At 67.6% G+C, this 15,581-nt stretch carries 17 protein-coding genes; 2 read left to right on the top strand and 15 right to left on the bottom strand.

Going from position 1 to position 15,581, the window contains the following annotated elements:
* Positions 1 to 8 precede the first annotated feature (8 nt).
* The 12 genes from DIE17_RS24420 to DIE17_RS24475 form a co-directional block, all read right to left on the bottom strand.
* Complete coding sequence (locus DIE17_RS24420) at positions 9 to 425, bottom strand: type IV pilin protein (RefSeq protein ID WP_124487515.1); 417 nt, start codon at positions 423 to 425, stop codon at positions 9 to 11.
* Positions 426 to 434: 9 nt separating this feature from the next.
* Positions 435 to 968, bottom strand: a complete 534-nt coding sequence (locus DIE17_RS24425; protein WP_124487514.1) for a type II secretion system protein — start codon at positions 966 to 968, stop codon at positions 435 to 437.
* A 3-nt stretch (positions 969 to 971) separates the two neighbouring features.
* Complete coding sequence (locus DIE17_RS24430) at positions 972 to 3,314, bottom strand: type IV pilus secretin PilQ (protein ID WP_124487513.1); 2,343 nt, start codon at positions 3,312 to 3,314, stop codon at positions 972 to 974.
* Positions 3,315 to 3,950, bottom strand: coding sequence for a hypothetical protein (locus DIE17_RS24435; protein ID WP_124487512.1), 636 nt, complete (start codon positions 3,948 to 3,950; stop codon positions 3,315 to 3,317).
* Entirely contained in the window at positions 3,947 to 4,513 is a 567-nt protein-coding gene (locus tag DIE17_RS24440) for a hypothetical protein (RefSeq protein WP_124487511.1), read from the bottom strand. Before DIE17_RS24440 ends, DIE17_RS24435 begins: the two co-directional genes overlap by 4 nt.
* Positions 4,510 to 5,040, bottom strand: coding sequence for a hypothetical protein (locus tag DIE17_RS24445; protein WP_124487510.1), 531 nt, complete (start codon positions 5,038 to 5,040; stop codon positions 4,510 to 4,512). The genes DIE17_RS24440 and DIE17_RS24445 overlap by 4 nt, the downstream gene beginning before the upstream one ends.
* Positions 5,037 to 5,912, bottom strand: coding sequence for a hypothetical protein (locus DIE17_RS24450; protein ID WP_124921382.1), 876 nt, complete (start codon positions 5,910 to 5,912; stop codon positions 5,037 to 5,039). Before DIE17_RS24450 ends, DIE17_RS24445 begins: the two co-directional genes overlap by 4 nt.
* On the bottom strand, positions 5,893 to 7,611 hold the full coding sequence (locus DIE17_RS24455) for a GspE/PulE family protein (protein WP_124487508.1): 1,719 nt from the start codon (positions 7,609 to 7,611) through the stop codon (positions 5,893 to 5,895). Before DIE17_RS24455 ends, DIE17_RS24450 begins: the two co-directional genes overlap by 20 nt.
* Positions 7,612 to 7,628: 17 nt before the next feature.
* On the bottom strand, positions 7,629 to 8,831 hold the full coding sequence (locus DIE17_RS24460) for a type II secretion system F family protein (protein WP_124487507.1): 1,203 nt from the start codon (positions 8,829 to 8,831) through the stop codon (positions 7,629 to 7,631).
* A 56-nt stretch (positions 8,832 to 8,887) separates the two neighbouring features.
* Positions 8,888 to 9,304: a type II secretion system major pseudopilin GspG gene (gene gspG / locus DIE17_RS24465; protein WP_257776050.1), complete on the bottom strand. Its 417-nt coding sequence runs from the start codon at positions 9,302 to 9,304 to the stop codon at positions 8,888 to 8,890.
* Between the two features lie 216 nt (positions 9,305 to 9,520).
* The gene (locus DIE17_RS24470) at positions 9,521 to 10,195 is read right to left on the bottom strand and encodes a response regulator transcription factor (protein WP_124487506.1); all 675 of its coding nucleotides are present in this window, start codon (positions 10,193 to 10,195) and stop codon (positions 9,521 to 9,523) included.
* Between the two features lie 14 nt (positions 10,196 to 10,209).
* Positions 10,210 to 10,866, bottom strand: coding sequence for an SCO family protein (locus DIE17_RS24475; RefSeq protein WP_409333455.1), 657 nt, complete (start codon positions 10,864 to 10,866; stop codon positions 10,210 to 10,212).
* Between the two features lie 649 nt (positions 10,867 to 11,515).
* Here DIE17_RS24475 and DIE17_RS24480 point away from each other — a divergent pair.
* Positions 11,516 to 12,634, top strand: coding sequence for an ATP-binding protein (locus DIE17_RS24480; protein ID WP_124487505.1), 1,119 nt, complete (start codon positions 11,516 to 11,518; stop codon positions 12,632 to 12,634).
* Positions 12,635 to 12,647: 13 nt separating this feature from the next.
* Here the strand turns inward: DIE17_RS24480 and DIE17_RS24485 are convergent, their stop codons facing one another.
* On the bottom strand, positions 12,648 to 13,427 hold the full coding sequence (locus tag DIE17_RS24485) for a response regulator transcription factor (RefSeq protein WP_044849151.1): 780 nt from the start codon (positions 13,425 to 13,427) through the stop codon (positions 12,648 to 12,650).
* A gap of 533 nt (positions 13,428 to 13,960) precedes the next feature.
* Here DIE17_RS24485 and DIE17_RS24490 point away from each other — a divergent pair.
* Entirely contained in the window at positions 13,961 to 14,599 is a 639-nt protein-coding gene (locus DIE17_RS24490) for a lytic transglycosylase domain-containing protein (RefSeq protein WP_124487504.1), read from the top strand.
* 157 nt (positions 14,600 to 14,756) lie between these two features.
* On the opposite strand, the gene DIE17_RS24495 is transcribed toward DIE17_RS24490, so the two are convergent.
* Complete coding sequence (locus DIE17_RS24495) at positions 14,757 to 15,266, bottom strand: DUF1269 domain-containing protein (protein WP_124487624.1); 510 nt, start codon at positions 15,264 to 15,266, stop codon at positions 14,757 to 14,759.
* A 135-nt stretch (positions 15,267 to 15,401) separates the two neighbouring features.
* On the bottom strand, positions 15,402 to 15,581 hold a 180-nt coding region (ccsA, locus tag DIE17_RS24500), incomplete at its 5' end, for a cytochrome c biogenesis protein CcsA (RefSeq protein ID WP_185500368.1).

Below are 15,581 nucleotides of genomic sequence, written 5' to 3' on the forward strand. Positions count from 1 at the left end.
GGACCGGCTCATTTCACCGCCCCGGCCACGCCCGCCGTTGCCGCCGTTGCCGCCACGCCCGGCGGCGCGCCTTGCACACCGCTCGCGGGCCCCACGTCGTAGACGCCCGGCTTGGTCTCGTCCGGCGATGCGATCGTCGCCCATTTGTCGTCGCCGTTCACCGGATCGACCGGAACCGCCCGCAAGTAGTGCTTCGCGACCAGCTCGTCGAGCGTGTCGGGGTATTGCCCGTTGTCACCGTAATACTGGTCGATCGCATTGCGCATCACCGCGAGGTTCTGCCGCCGCACCTGTTCCTTCCCGCGCTCGATGCTGTGCATGTAGCGCGGCACGGCCAAGGTCAGAAGCAGCCCGATGATGGCCATCACGACCACGATTTCGATCAGCGTAAAGCCGCGGATCCTGCGCATGCGAGCGGGTTTCATGATGAACCGTCACCATTGTTTGTACGGAATGCCGTTGATGCCGACACGAGCGGATTTCGAGGTCACGTCGAACACGTCCTTGCCGGGCTCCATGGCGGCAGGAGCCGCGTCGGCCGACGGGTCCGGCGGCGTGCCGTACGCGCGCACATCCCAGGTGTCCTCGGCCGGCGTATCGGGATCGCCGGCGAAGAACGGATCGCGCGGCACGCGGCGCAGGAACGTCATCATGCCGCCCTTCGGGTCGCGGACGTTCTTCACGCCCGTCACGAGCACGGCCAGCGACGGCGGATAGCCGGACGCTTCCGCCTCCTTTTCGATCTGCCCCGCATCGCTCGCATCCTTGTACGCATCGAGCGCCGTGCGAATCTCGCGCAACGCGGCACTCAGTTCCTGCTCCTTCTGACGCTGCACGATCAGTTCGGAGAACGGCATGATCGCGAGCGCGAGGATCGACACGAGCGCGAGGGTGATGACCATCTCGATCAACGTGAAGCCGCGCCGGCCGACTCGGCCAATGCGAGGCGCTGCGCGGCGGGCGTTCACGGCTCACTTCCCGATCGGGCGAAGCGGGTTTTCGTTCGGGATATCGCCCGCCGGCATCTGCAGCGTCGGAGCGGGCGACGCCGGCGCGGCGGCCGGCGCATTGGCCGCCGCGGCCGCCTGCTCGGCCGGTGCCGGCGACGCAACCGGCGTCACGGTGGTGCCCGGCGCGGGCGCCACTTCATTGCCCGCCGGCGCGGCCGCCTGCGCCGCGCCGCCAGCCGGCTGCTCCGCCGCGGCGGTCCCGGCGGCCGGCGCGGGCAACGCCGGCTGTGGCCGCGCGAACCGCCCGCCGTACGGGTCGGGCGGCGGCGTCGTGCGCGGTGCGGCCGGCAGCTGCCCGAACGCGCCGCTCTGCGGCGATGGCTGCGCACGGTTCGCCGCGGCCTCCAGCGGCGACGGCGCCGCGCCGCCCGACGTCCCGCCGCCCACGCTGCCCGGAACGACCTTCGCCTCCGGCGCCGCGGGTGCCTTCGCCTCTGGCGCCGCCGGCGCCTTCGCGTCCGTCGCCGCGGGCGCCTCCGCATTCAGCGCCACCGGGTCGAGTCGCAGCTGGTCGGCATGCACGTTGACGTCGGTGCCCGACCACACTTCCTGCGTGTCCGCATCCGCCGCAACCTGCGGCCGGACGATATGCGGCGTGATCTGCAGCACGATCTCGGTCTTCTTGTGATCGCCGCCGTGATCCGAGAACAGGCGACCGAGCACCGGCAACTGGCCGAGACCCGGCACCTTGTTCGCGTTGCGGCGGTCCTCGTCCGAAATCAGGCCGCCCATGATCTGCGTTTCGCCGTCCCGAAGCCGCAGGCTGGTCGACGCGCTGCGCGTGCCGATCTGATACGCGAGCGAGCTCAGCCCCTGCGAGTTGCCGCTCGAGATCGTGTTGGTGATGTTGCTGACTTCGAGATTCAGCTTGATGCCGACGTCGCCGTCGCGATAAACCTGCGGCTCGACCTCGAGCTTGATGCCCACGTCGAGGTACTGGATCATCTGCGTAAATGACGGGCCGCTGGTGCTCGGCGTGCTCGAGCTCGAAATCACCGGCACCTTGTCGCCGATCATGATGCGCGCCTTCTCCTTGTTGCGCGCACGGATGCGCGGGCTCGCGAGCAGGTTCGCGTCGGTATCGGTCAGCTTGAAGTCCGCGGTGGCCGACAGGCCGCTCACGTTCAGCGCATTGATCGGCAGATGATGCAGCACGCCCCAGGTATCGGCCGAGCTCGGCGTCGACACCGTAAACGAGTTGGGCCAGTTGATGCCGAGTTGCGATATCCGGTCGTGCGATACCTCCAGCACCTCGACCTCGAGCATCACCTCCGGCTCCGGCAAGTCCTGGGCGGTGATCATTTCCTCGGCGACCTTGATCGTGTCCGGCGTGCCGCGGATCGTCACCGAGTTCGCGCGCTCGTCGATCACGGCCTCCTTCACCTTCAGCAGGCTCTTCAGCAGCGACTGGATCTGCTTCGCATCGACGTTCGACAGCTGGAACGTGCGCACCTTGAGCTCCTGGTATTCGAGCTCCTTGGCCGGCGTCGCCGGGTAGATGAACAGCGTGTTCGCATTCATCTGCTTCTTGTCGAGCTGGTTCTGCAACAGGATCATGTCGACCGTGTCCTGCAGCGACGCGTTCTGCACGAAGATCGTCGTCTTCAGGTCGGCGCGCACGTCGCGATCGAAAATGACGTTCAGCCCGGACGTGCGCGACAAGGCCTCGAACACCATCCGCACGTTCGCGTCGCGGAACTGCAGCGATACCGGCGTGCGCATGATCGACGACGCCGCGAGCTTGTCGTCGCGGTCCGCGTGTTGCTGGCGGCGCTTTTCGTCGAGTTCCGCCTGCATCCGCATCGCCATCGCATTGGCCGGATCCTCGACCAGCACGCGATGCACGCGTTCGGCGGCCTGCGCGTACGAACCGCGCTTCATCATGCGGTCCGCTTCCTGCAGGATCGCGAGATGCTTGCGGTCCTGGTCGATCATCGCGCCGATCCGGCGCGCGCGCTCGCTGGTCGGATCGAGCTGCTTCGCCATGTAGACGGAGCGCGCCGCGTCGTCGAATTCGTTCTGCTGACGAAACGCGTCCGCGTTGTCGAGCAGCTGGCCGACCGCGTCGTTGCGCTCGTGCAAGGCGTCGATCTTCACCTGCGCGTTGGTCGGATCGTCCTGAAGGTTCGGCACATGCGCGCAACCACCGCATGCGAGCAGCGCCACGGCGATCGCCAGCGCGCGTTGCGTCGCGCAGCGGGGCGCCGGTGCGGGTCGCGCACCGGCCGGGGTGACGGCGCAAAGGCGTGTCGACGGGCCGCCGTCCCCGTTGCGGCGCACATCCCGTGTCAGTACGGTTTCCATTTACTTTCCTTCCACTGAAATGGGCACCATCTGGATCTGGTTCAGCGGCAGATAGGTGAGCACCACGTTCGACTCGGACACCGACTCGACGCGATACTGGCTGTCGATCACATCGCCCGGCGAAACGATCAGCAACTGGTCTCCGTTGCCGAGAAACACTTGCGGCTTCGCCGACTTGGCATCCTGCTGGCCGAGATAGATGAACGGCACCGGCGGCGCGGTCGGCGGCGCCGGACGCGTTTCGGGCGGCGGCGGCTCGACGGGCGGCGGCGGCAGCCATGACGACGCCGTGAAGGGATCATGCGCAGCTTCGACGGACACGGGCGCACGCAATGCGGCGAGCTGTTCCCGCGCGGCCGCCGCCGCGTCATGCGGCGCGGGTACGTCATGCGCCGCGGGCAACGACGCGGGCGCAGGCGCCGCGGCATGCGAAGCCGCCGCAAGGCCTGCGCGTGCGCGTGCCGGCGCCGGCGCCACGCGCGCACCGTCGCGATGGACGATGCCGCTTGCAGCGGCCGGAGCCGGCTGCTGCATCGCCGCCACCAGCACGCGATATCCGGTACCGGCGACGACGAGGCAGCCCAGCACGAGCACGAGTCGATTGCGCGACGCGGGTTTCATGACGGCAGAGATCATGGCTGGGCGCTCCGATAGACGAGTTCGAAACGAACCCGCGCGTCGAGAATGCTGCTGCCCACCGCCGGACGCTCGACGTGGATTTCCTGCAGCGCCGCGTTCGGCACGTGGTTCAGCACCGACGCGAGAAAATGCCGGATCGCGCCGTACTGATCCTTCACGGGCAGCAGCACCTGGTAGCGCGTGAAGCGCGCCCCCGACTCGGTCGTCATCTGGTACTCGGCGGAGCCGAGCGCCAGATGGCTGTCGCGCGCCTGCTCGAAGATCGACGCGATGTCGTCCGCGCTTTGCGAAAAGCGCGGAAAGAGCGCCGGCAACGTGTCGAGCGTCGTCGCGTCCGCCGCCGTGCCGCGCACGTCGGCCGGACGATGGCCGCGTGCGGCGCGCACGACGCCCGCCGGCGCCTGCATCGCGCGCGTGTCGGCCTCCACGCCGGCGAGCGCCGCATACGTGATGCCCGCGGCACCGAGCATCAGGATCCCGGCGAGCCCCGGCAGGCCGAATGCACGGCGCCACGCGAACCGAAGCGTGAGCAGGCGGTCCGCGAAACGATCGGCTTTCATGATTTCCTCCAGACGGCCGTGATCTGGAAACGCACCGGCTTTCCCGCCACGTTCTCCTCGACGAGGTGGCCGTTGAGCGTCGCCTCGCGCAGCACGTCGCTCGTCTGCAAGTACTTCAGGTACGCGATCATCGCGTCCGGGTCCTTCGCTTCGGCCGTGATGCGAATCTGGCCCTGTGCCGGGTTCTGGTCGATGCCGATCAGTGCGACGTCATGGCCCGGATAGTCTTCGACGATCGAGAAGAGCGTCTGCCACGGCACGGTCAGTTCGCGCAGCACGGCCTGGCTCTGCTTTTCCGCGAGCCGCGCGGCCGCGCTCGGCGGCGGCTTCACGACGTGTTGCTGCGCGAACGTGCGATGCTGGACGACCGCCAGCGCATCCCGGATGCGATCGTTCTCCGCATACGCGTGCCAGAGCCGGACGGCGCACGCGCCCCACAGCAGCGCGGCGACGCCGAGCAGGATCGCGCCGCTTACGCCGATACGGGCGCGGCGCCGGCAAAAATCGATGTCGAGCGTGCGGCTCATGATGCGTACTCCAGCAACCGGCGCGCAGGTGAACCGTCGAGCGCCGCGCGGCCCGGCAGCACGGCCGCGGCAAAACGCGCCTCGAACGGCGCGGCATCCGTGTCGACGCCGCACAGATAGACCTTGCAGTCGTCGCGCGTCAGGCCCGTGCGCGTCGCCGAGCGTTCGAACAGCTGCTCGGCGAGTTCGGCGAGCCTCGACGCATCGCCGGACTCGCCCGGAAAGAGGCGCTGCGCGTCGTACGCGGTCCACTCGCCGCGCTCGATCATGACCGCCTGCAGCAACGCCTCGCCGACGACGAGCAGCATCGCGTCGCCGTCCGGCTTCACCGCGACCCGATCGAGCGTCTCCGGAAGCCCCGCGCGCAGGCAGCGGATGCGGACGTCGCCGGCTGCGCCCGTCCCGAGAATGCCGTCGTACAGCGTGCGCGGCAGCGCGCTGGCAAAGAGCACACGGCCACCGCGCCGCACGTCGAAGCGCGTGACCAGCGACTCGGCGGCGACCCCGTAGGTGTCGGAGAAATGCGCGAGCGCGACGTCCTCGAGCTCGCGCGCGTGCAGCGCGCGGAAGTCGCCGCGCAGGATCGCATGGCAACACCAGAAATCGTCGAGCACGATGTGCGCGCCGCGCGCGGGCGACCGCTTCGCGTTGCCGTCGCTGCCGGCTGTCGTGGCCGTCGCGGCCAGCGCGGCAGCCAGCGCGTCGAGCACCCCCGTCTCGCTTCCGAACCGTTCGTCGGGGATGACGACGCTGAGCGGATCGGCGGCGAACCCGCGCCGGCCCGGCCGCCACAGTGCGCGCGGGCGGACGCCGACGACGATCTCGCGCGTGCCGACGCCGATCGCGAGCCGATCATTCGACCATGGTGACACGATTGATCTCCTCGAGCGTCGTTTCGCCGCGCCTCACCAGGTCGATCGCCGATGCGCGCAACGTCGTCATGCCGTAGCGCAGCGCCGCCGCCTTGATGTGCCCGAGCGGCGCGCGCTCCGACAGCAGTTGCCGCAATTCGTCGTTCATGCGCAGCGCTTCCGCGATCGCTCGCCGGCCGCGATAGCCGCTGCCGCGGCACATCGCGCACCCGGTGCCGCGGCGAAACAGGTAGCTGCCGGCCGTGTCCGGGTCGATGCCCGAGCGGGCGAGCACGTCCGCGTCGACCGTGTCCTCGTCCAGGCAGTCCGGACAGCACTGGCGCAGCAGCCGCTGCGCGATCACGCCGTTCAGCGCCGATACGAAGCTGTACGGATCGACCTCCATGTTCGTGAAACGGCCGATCACGTCGAACACGTTGTTCGCATGCACGGTGGTGAACACCTGGTGACCGGTCAGCGCGGCCTGCACGGCGATCTGCGCGGTTTCGGGATCGCGGATTTCGCCGACCATGATCTTGTCCGGATCGTGCCGCAGGATCGACCGCAAGCCGCGCGCGAACGTCAGGCCCTTCGCCTCGTTGACCGGTATCTGCAGGATCTCGCCGAGCTGGTATTCGACCGGATCCTCGATCGTCACGATCTTCTCGAGCCCGTTGTTGATTTCGGTGAGGATTGCATAAAGCGTCGTGGTCTTGCCGCTGCCGGTCGGGCCCGTGACGAGCAGCATCCCGTACGGCATCGACGCGACCGACCGCATGAAGCGCGTGTCGGCGGGCTGGAACCCCAGCGCCTCGAGCGTCAGGCCGCCCGACGCCTGGGACAGCTGGTAGCGGTCGAGAATCCGCAACACCGCGTCCTCGCCGAACTGGTTCGGCATGATCGATACGCGAAAATCGATCTCGCGTCCAGCGTACATCGCCTTGAAGCGCCCGTCCTGCGGAATGCGGCGCTCCGCGATATCGAGCTCGGAGATCACCTTCACGCGCGACAGCACCTGGTCCGCGACGTCGCGGCCCTCGACGCGCCCCACCACCGTCAGCACGCCATCGACCCGGCACTTGATCATCAAGCCGTTCGCCCGGCATTCGAGGTGGATGTCGCTCGCCAGCATCTTGAGCGCGTCGTAGATCGTCGAATTGAGCAGACGCACCACCGGGCTGTCGTCGCTGCTGATGCCCTGCAGCGTCAACGCGAGCGACGCCGGATCGGGCGCACTCTGGATCGGATCGTCGAACGCGAGCGAATCCATCGCGCGGATGTCCTTCTCCCGCACGGCGAGATAGGCGCCCAGGTCGCCCGCGCTCGCGAGCGCCCATCCGTACGGCAGCGCCGGGTGCGCACGCATCCGGTGCTCGATCCAGCCGCGCGTGCGGGCATCGAGCGGATCGGCGATCGCGAACAGCAGCGCGCCGCAGTCGGGATCGCGCAGGCACACGCAAAGCCGCGCGGTTGCCTCGACGAACGGCACCAGCTCGAAATCCGGCTCCAGGCGGTTCAGTTCGCGCATGCCGATCGGCTTCATCCGGAATTGCGACGCGAGCCGCTCGCGCATCTCGTCCGCGCCCAGCGCCGTCTGCGCCGTCAAGGCCTCGAGCGCGCGCAGGCCCGAACCGTGCCGCTCGCCGAGCGTGCGCAGCAGGTCGCGCAGTTCGGCGTCCGCGTCGGGCGGGTTGTCGGGGGAGGATGTGAGGGTGTCCACGCGCGTCTCCGGGGCGGCTACTGAATGCTCGACGCGATCTCGAAGATCGGCATGTACATCAACACGACGATGCCGCCGATCACCACGCCGATCACGATCATCATCATGGGTTCGATCAGCCGCGAAATCAGGTCGATCGTGCGCGACACCTGCGCTTCCTGAAACGCGGCGATCCGGTCGAGGACGGGCCCGAGCCCGCCGGTCTTCTCGGCCACCGTCAGCAGCCGGTAGCCGATCGCATTCGCGAGACCGGCCTGCTGGAACGCGTCGGACATCTTCGCGCCGTTGCGGACCTGCTGCAGCGCGCGCGCCAGCGCGGCCTGGTCCGCGCGGCCGACGAGGCCGCGTGCGAGATCGAACGCGCGAATGGCGGGAATGCCGCCGTCGACCAGCATCGCCGTCGTGCGATAGAACTGCGACTGGCGAAACACGCGGAAGTGTTGCCCGATGCCGGGCAGCGCCAGCAGCCGATCCGCGAGCCAGATGCGCAGCGCCGGCCGCCGCAGCGCGACACCGGCGGCCACCGCCAGCACCGCGAGGCCGCCGGCCAGCTCGGTGCCGTGCGCGTGCACCATGCCGCCCCACGCCATCAGCAGCCGCGACATCAGCGGCAGCTCGCGTCCGCTGTGTTCGAGCAGCGTCGCGAAGCGCGGCACCACGAAGCCGAGCAGGAACAGCACGACGGCCGCACCGACGAACAGCAGCACCGTCGGGTAGATCGCCGCCGACACGACCCGCGCGCGCAACTCGCGCAGCGTCGCGCTGTTGTGCGAATAGCGCGTCAGGCTGTCGGCCAGGCCGCCGGTCTGCTCGCTCGCCTTCACGCAGGCCACCAGCACCGGCGGAAAGATCGGGCTCGCATGCTCGAGCGCGGCCGACAGCGACTGCCCTTCCTCGAGCTGCCGCAGCAGGTCGCGGCACACCTGCGCGGACGCCTCGCGCCGCGCGTTGCCACCGAGCGTGCGCAACGCGTCGACGAGACCGACACCCGCATCGAGCAGCGCCGCCAGCTCGCGCGCGAACATGTCGACGTCGAACCGCGCACGCGGCATGCCGAGCCGGTTCGCGCCGCGCCGCTGCCGCCCGGCGTCCGTGCTGACCGATACGACGCGAAGGCCGCGCGCACGCGCGAGCGAGGCCGCGTTCGCCGGCGAATCGCTGTCGATGCGAAGCGTCTGCACCGAGCCGCTCGTATCGAATACATGCAGCACGAATTTCACGTCGAGCCTCCTTGCGAGCTGCTCACGACGCGCGCCGCGACCGCGGCCATGCGCCCCTACCACGACGAGATCGTCACGTTCTCGCCGGTACCGCCGCCGCGCCCGTCCTTGCCGAGCGAGAACAGGTCGTAGTCGCCGTGTTCGCCCGGTGAACGATACTGATAGGGCCGGTCCCACGGATCCACCGGGACGGCCTTCTGCAGATAGGGACCGCTCCACCGCGATGCGCTTTGCGGCTTGTTCACGAGCGCATCGAGCCCCTCCTCGGTCGTCGGATAGGTACCGACGTCGAGCCGGTATTGATCCAGCGCCTGGCCGAGCGACACGATCTGCGCACGCGCGATCTTGACGTTGGACTTGCCGACCTGTTCGAAATACCGTGGCGCCACGAGCCCTGCCAGCAATCCGATGATGACCATCACGACGAGCAGCTCGAGCAGCGTGAAGCCGCGACTCGCACACGCGCGGCACACGCGTCGCTCGTCACGCTGCCGCCGGCCCGGCCCGTCGGCCGGGATCGAGAACGATTCGTGGCTCACGGCTGCCTCCCTGTATCGACCCGCGGCACCGGCGCCGCCGATGCCGTTGATTGCATTCTTGTTCACGCCGGTACGGGTCAGAAGTAGGGAGTGCCGTCCATCCCCATGGGTAAATCCCCCCCTGTTGGGCCCTGCCCGAATGGAGGGGATTTACACACGGTCGTCGTCGTTCAGCGCGAGCACGCCGACGTCGATCGCGAAGTGAACGAGGCCGGTCAGGTTCACGACGCCGAGCTTGCGCATGAGATTGGCGCGGTGCTTGTCCACCGTTTTCGGACTGACCTTCAGGCACTCGCCGACCTGCCGGCTCGTGTGCCCCTCGACGACGAGGCGCAACACCGTGCGCTCGCGATTCGTCAGCGCATTCCACAATCGCGCCCGGTGCGCGTTCGCGTCGTGCAGCCCGCGCAGGCCGGCGCGGGCGCGATAGGCGTCGAGGCTGACGACGCACTTGCCCTGCATCACGAAGCGCATCTCGCGCACCAGGTCGGCGAACGGCGAATCCTTGACCACGTAGCCGTCCGCGCCGGCGGCAAACGCTTCCCTGACGTTGTCTTCGCTGCGATGAACCGTGAGGACGATGATCCGCGCATGCGGCACGTCGCGCTTGATCGTCGCGATCGCTTCGAAGCCGCTGCCGCCCGGCATGGACAGATCCATCAGGATCAGGTCGGGCCGCGTCTTCTCGGCGAGACGGCAGGCCTCGACCCCGCCGCTCGCCGCGCCGACGATGCAGTAGTCGGCCAGCTCGGATACCAGGTGACTCAGGCCGACCCGCAACAGATGCTGATCCTCGACGATCAGCACACGGTGCTTGTTGTCCAATTTCGACGCTCCTTTCAGAGACGCGATACCTGGTTGGACGCGACGACGTCGCGATAGGCCGCGAGCAGCTCGGTCGGCGTCGCGAAGCCGTCGATACGCAGCCACGGCTGGCCCGGCGCGGCCCGCACGAACGTCACCGGCGTGTGGTTCATCTTGTCGCCGCGATACACGTTGAACGCGCGTTGCGCGGCGACGCTCGCATCGACGGTACCGGTGTAGTGCTGCCATTCGGGGCCGGCTTCGAAGCGTGCCGCGTAGGTCCTGAGCCGCTCGGGCGTGTCCGCCTCCGGATCGATCGAGATCGACATGATGTGCACCTTGTCGCGGTCGGCGCCGAGTTCGCCCTGCAGCTGCTCGAGCGTCTGGCTGATCATCGGGCAGATGGTCGTGCAACTGGTGTAGATGAATGTCAGGATCACCGGCCGGCCGTCGTCCAGTTCCTTGGCCAGCGAGACGGTCCGGCCGTCGTCGCGCACGAGCTGGACCGACGGCTCGGCATACTGGACCATCGTGTGCACGGTGCCGGGCATCACGGCGTGATGATGCATGTGCATGCCGGCGGCTCCGGTCGCGCCGTCGGTCATCTGCGAGGCGGCCTTGTCCGCCGGTTTTGCGGCGGGTGCGGGCGCGGCGGGGCTATCGTTGGCGGGCGCCGCGGCGGGCTGCGTCATGGGCTCGGTAGCGGGCTCCGTCGCCTGCTCCGCGGCGGGCTGCATCGCGGGCTCGTTGGCCGGCTCCATCGCATGCCCTGCGGCGGGCTGCATCGCGGGTTCGGTGGCGGGCTCCATCGCGTGCTCCGCGGCGTGCGTCGCCGCGCTGTCGGCGGTGTTTCCGGCTGGATCTTCGCCACCGTTCTGCATGGTCATTCCCGTCATGCTCTCGACGGCATCCGGCGCACCATTCTCCGTGACGCTCGTGCTCGCGGCAGCGTTTTCCGCGGCCGCACCGCCGGCGTTCTCGATCGCGCTGCCATCGGGCGCACACCACGCGGGCGTCGCGGCAAGCGCAACGCCCGCGACCACGAGTGCGCCCATCGTCGATCTTCCGATCCTGTTCATACCAGCCTCCCTGAGACGCGCCCAGGCAGCGGACAATTCCGTGCCCCGCCACTGAAGTGTCATGAATCCGGTCGCGAGCGTCATGGGATGACGCCCCCCAAAGGCCGGTAGGACATGCCCGCTTGGCGGGATTTCCCGTTGCATACGGAAGGTATTTCCCCAAGACTTACGCGCGAAATCCCCATGTTGCGGGCCGAGTCGGTCACGTCCTAGAATGATCGAAACCTTACGGTTTCCTGAAAACTGCGCTTCGGGAGATACCATGACTGAACGCCAGCCGGAAGGACCACGGATCAGGCTGCTCGATCTGATCGATGCGATGCGCAAGCTGCGCAGCGCGGTGCGTCCCGATGATCGCCGCAGTGCTGTCGTCACCGATGCGCGTGGAGCGGCGCTCGCCATTCTCGCCGACGACGGCACCTTCGTATCGGTCAATCGCAGTGCCGCGGCGGTGTTCGGCTACACGGCCGCCGAACTCGTCGGCCGGCATCTGTCCGACCTGGCGCCCGACGACGCCCACGCCGAGCTGGCGGGCGAGCTGTCCACGAGCGCCGCCCTTCAGCAGCATTCGTTCACTGCAATGCTCAGCGGGCGAAGCGGCCATCCCGCGCGATTCGTCGTACATCAGCAGTCACTTCCCGACACGCACCTGTCGCTGACGCTGTTCGAGGAACCGTCGACGCCCGAGCCCGAACGGCGCGGCGCCGCGGCGAACGATGCGGGCGTGCATGCCTGCAACACCTATCTCCTGATGGGCCAGCAGAAGGAACGGCATCGGCTTGCCGCGGAATTGCACGACGGGCTCGGCCAGGCGCTGACGCTCATCAAGCTGATGAACGAGGACGCGCTCATGCGCATTCGCCGCGGCGAGATCGCCGACGCGACGACGCTGCTCGACGACGCCGTGCTGCGCATTCGCGAGACGATCGGCGAAGTCCGCCAGATCTGCGGCGAACTGAGGCCGCCGATACTCGACAAGCTCGGACTGCCGGCCGCGCTCGCTTCGCTGTGCCGGCGCATCGAGCGCGACGCGGACCCGCTGTCGGTGGAGTTCAATTGCGACGTCGACGACGACGACATACCGGATCATCTGAAGGCCGACGCGTTCAGAGTCGCGCAGGAGGCACTCCACAACATCGTCAAGCATGCACAGGCCACCGAGATCGTGCTCAGCCTGCAACACGATGCCGGCCGCCTGATGCTGACGATCGACGACGACGGCGTCGGCTACGAACGTCGCCCGCTTTCGACGGACGACGCGCGCACGGCCGGGCTCGGCCTGATCGGCATGCAGCACCGCATCGAGGCGCACGGCGGCACGTTTGCGATCCAGTCGTCCGCCGCGACGGGCACGCGCGTCTCGGCAACCTGGCCGCTCTGACGCGCAGCCGCGCTCAGCCCTTCACGCCGCCCGCCGGATAGTCGTCCAGCCGCGCGACGGCGCCTGCCGCCTGCACGCCGTCGGCGACTGCGTGCGTCGACACCTCGTCCACGTTCGGCTCCGCGCATTTCGCCGCGAGTGTCGTCAACAGACCCATGTTCATCGCGACGAGCACCAGCTCCGTCAGATTCGCGAGATGGAGCTTGTGCATCATGCTCGCCCGGTACTTCTCGATCGTCTTCGGGCTCAGGTTCAGGTACTGACCGACCTGCCGGTTGGTGCGTCCTTCCGCGATCAGTTTCAGCACGCTGCGTTCGCGTGCGGTCAGGATGTCCCACGCCTTTTTCGGCGCGGGCATTTCGCGACCGCTGACGAACGAGTCGACCATGTAGCCGTACACGTCGGCACTCAGGTGCTTCTTCCCCTGCATGACCATGCGCATCGCGAGCAGCAATTCGTCGAACGAAACGTCCTTGAGCACGTAGCCGTCGACACCCGCGCGCAGCGCCTCGCGCACATACTCTTCGCTCTGGTGCACCGTGAGCGCGACGATCCGGACGGACGGCGTTCGACGCTTGATCGTCGCGCTCGCATCGATGCCGTTCATCCCGCGCATCGACAGATCCATCAGGATCAGGTCCGGCGCGAGCGTCATTGCCTGATGGCATGCCTCCTTGCCGTCCCGCGCTTCGCCGACGACTTCGTAATCGCCTTGTGCGCAAAGCATCGACCGGAGCCCGTTTCTCAGCAGATCGTGATCTTCTGCAATTATCACGCGATATTTAGTATTCACGACTTCCCCCAAGTGTTCCCGCGCTTGCACCCCCGTTGGACATCGATGCCTCGGTTGCACGGTGCCGGACGCCCTTTCTGATGATTTCCTCGGTCCGGTCTGGTGGCCCGCCTCGCGAGCGATTGGCCACGCTCCTCGTCCGAGCAAGGATCGCGCCACCGCGCCGCGCGCGAGCGCCCGCGCCGGGCATGCATCTGCGGAAACGTCGTGCGACGACGGGAATGTTTCAGGCGTGAATCGTTTCGGGGTGGTGCGTCGCATCAGTAAGACTACGGATGGCGGGACTATCCGATCGCTTTCGCCGCGCGAGAAATGATTTCTTCTGCAACCACGGTTGCATCGAGCAGAAAACAACTGTTCCGCGTAAGGATCGTCAACTTCGCCGGATTACCGGATCCTACCGGTGATTCCTTGTGTAACAGTTTTGCACCGCCACCGCGGCAGCGTCTCCGCCGGCATCGAATTGTAGGAGGATGCCCCATTGTCGATGCGATCAACCGACCGCGAAAATGCAGATGCAGGAGACCTGAAAGATGCACTGCCAACCTTCGTCCGGATTACGAAAGACCATCGTCGTCGCCGCATGCGCGGGAATCGGCTCGGCATGGTCGTGCGCCGCTCACGCGCAGATATTCGGCATGGTGGCGAAGAACGGGGTCATCGTCCTGACCAACGTGCCCACCACGGTCAATCTGAAAGTGATCGTCGCGGCCGCGAGGCCAGCCGCCAGGCCGGCCGCTTCCACGACGAAGCGTGTCGCGCCGAAACACGTCGTCGCGTCGTCGTTCGAGGACGTGATCGCCGAAGCGAGCCGGTCGTTCAACGTTCCGCCCGAACTCCTTCGCGCCGTGATCGACGTCGAATCGGGATACAACCCGAAGGCGGTATCGGACAAGGGCGCGCTCGGGCTCATGCAACTGATGCCGGAAACGGCCCGGCGCTTCTCGGGCGGCGACATGTTCGATCCGCGCGCCAACGTGCTGACCGGCGCACGGTATCTGCGCTTCCTGCTCAACCTGTTCAAGGAAAACGTCGAGCTCACGCTCGCTGCGTACAACGCCGGAGAGAATGCGGTGATTCGGGCCGGGTATCGCATCCCGGCGATGCCGCAGACGCGCGAGTACGTGCCGCGCGTGCTCGCGCGCTACAAGCGGCTGCTCGCCGCGAATTGAAAAACGCGGAAAAACGCGAAACACGCGCGACCCGCGGCAGCCTGCGCGCGGCAATGCTGCCGGCATCGCGCGCACGGCGCGTTGCCGGGCGCCATGAAGCGATGGCGTCCGGCAACGGGTAGCGCCGTAGCGGCCGGCATTCGGCCCGCCCCGCCACTCATGGAAATGCCGGGACAGTCGGATCCTCTCCCTGCAGATGCGCATCCCTATGGTGAAGCCTGATCGCGTCTTCGATCTCGCGAACGCGGTCGGTCGGCACGTCGATCATCATCAGCAGCTCGCCATGCTCGATGCCCTCCTCGAAACGCTTCAGGCGCGTGCTCGGCATGTCGATGCCGATCATCGTCGCCACCCATGCGCCGAAGGCCGCGCCGAACAGCGTGATCGCCACGACGATGCCGCCGCCGATCGGCAAACCCGCGGGCTGGACCAGCATCAGGATCAGCCCCATCAGCATGCCGGTCGCGGAGCCGACCGCGGTGCCGCGCGCGAGCGACGGCAGCAGGTCGCTGCGTTGCACCAGCGTGGCTTCCGGCAAGTCGTCGCGCCAGACATCGTGATTCGCGAGGCAATGGATATGTCGCCACTCGATTCGCAGCGACAGCAGCTCGCCGACGATCGACCGCGCGCATTGCGCCGTCGGCAACAGAAAATAGACGCGTCTCATGGCAGCTCCTCCTGCGTCGCATCCGGAATGCGGCGATGCTCGTTCGGACATTCTGGTCCGGCACGCCCGCGGCGGGTAGGGGTAATGCTCGCCGAAGTGCATGGGTAGAACACGGTAGGAAACGCCCAGCATGCTTCAGAGTTGCCCGTAGCTGTGCAGCCCCGACAGGAACATGTTGACGCCGAGGAATGCGAATGTCGTCACGCTCAGGCCGGTGAGCGCCCACCAAGCGGCAACCGCGCCGCGCAGGCCCTTCATCAGGCGCATGTGCAGCCAGGCCGCGTAGTTGAGCCACACGATCAGCGCCCAGGTTTC

Source organism: Burkholderia sp. Bp9099 (genome assembly GCF_003857805.1).
In the GTDB taxonomy this organism is placed as follows: Bacteria; Pseudomonadota; Gammaproteobacteria; order Burkholderiales; family Burkholderiaceae; genus Burkholderia.

Bases quoted from the DNA above. Each gene is read 5' to 3' on its own strand.
- DIE17_RS24420 (WP_124487515.1), bottom strand. From the start codon at position 425: ATGAAACCCGCTCGCATGCGCAGGATCCGCGGCTTTACGCTGATCGAA.
- DIE17_RS24430 (WP_124487513.1), bottom strand. From the start codon at position 3,314: ATGGAAACCGTACTGACACGGGATGTGCGCCGCAACGGGGACGGCGGC.
- DIE17_RS24435 (WP_124487512.1), bottom strand. From the start codon at position 3,950: ATGATCTCTGCCGTCATGAAACCCGCGTCGCGCAATCGACTCGTGCTC.
- DIE17_RS24440 (WP_124487511.1), bottom strand. From the start codon at position 4,513: ATGAAAGCCGATCGTTTCGCGGACCGCCTGCTCACGCTTCGGTTCGCG.
- DIE17_RS24445 (WP_124487510.1), bottom strand. From the start codon at position 5,040: ATGAGCCGCACGCTCGACATCGATTTTTGCCGGCGCCGCGCCCGTATC.
- DIE17_RS24475 (WP_409333455.1), bottom strand. From the start codon at position 10,866: ATGACGCAGCCCGCCGCGGCGCCCGCCAACGATAGCCCCGCCGCGCCC.
- DIE17_RS24480 (WP_124487505.1), top strand. From the start codon at position 11,516: ATGACTGAACGCCAGCCGGAAGGACCACGGATCAGGCTGCTCGATCTG.
- DIE17_RS24490 (WP_124487504.1), top strand. From the start codon at position 13,961: ATGCACTGCCAACCTTCGTCCGGATTACGAAAGACCATCGTCGTCGCC.
- DIE17_RS24495 (WP_124487624.1), bottom strand. From the start codon at position 15,266: ATGAGACGCGTCTATTTTCTGTTGCCGACGGCGCAATGCGCGCGGTCG.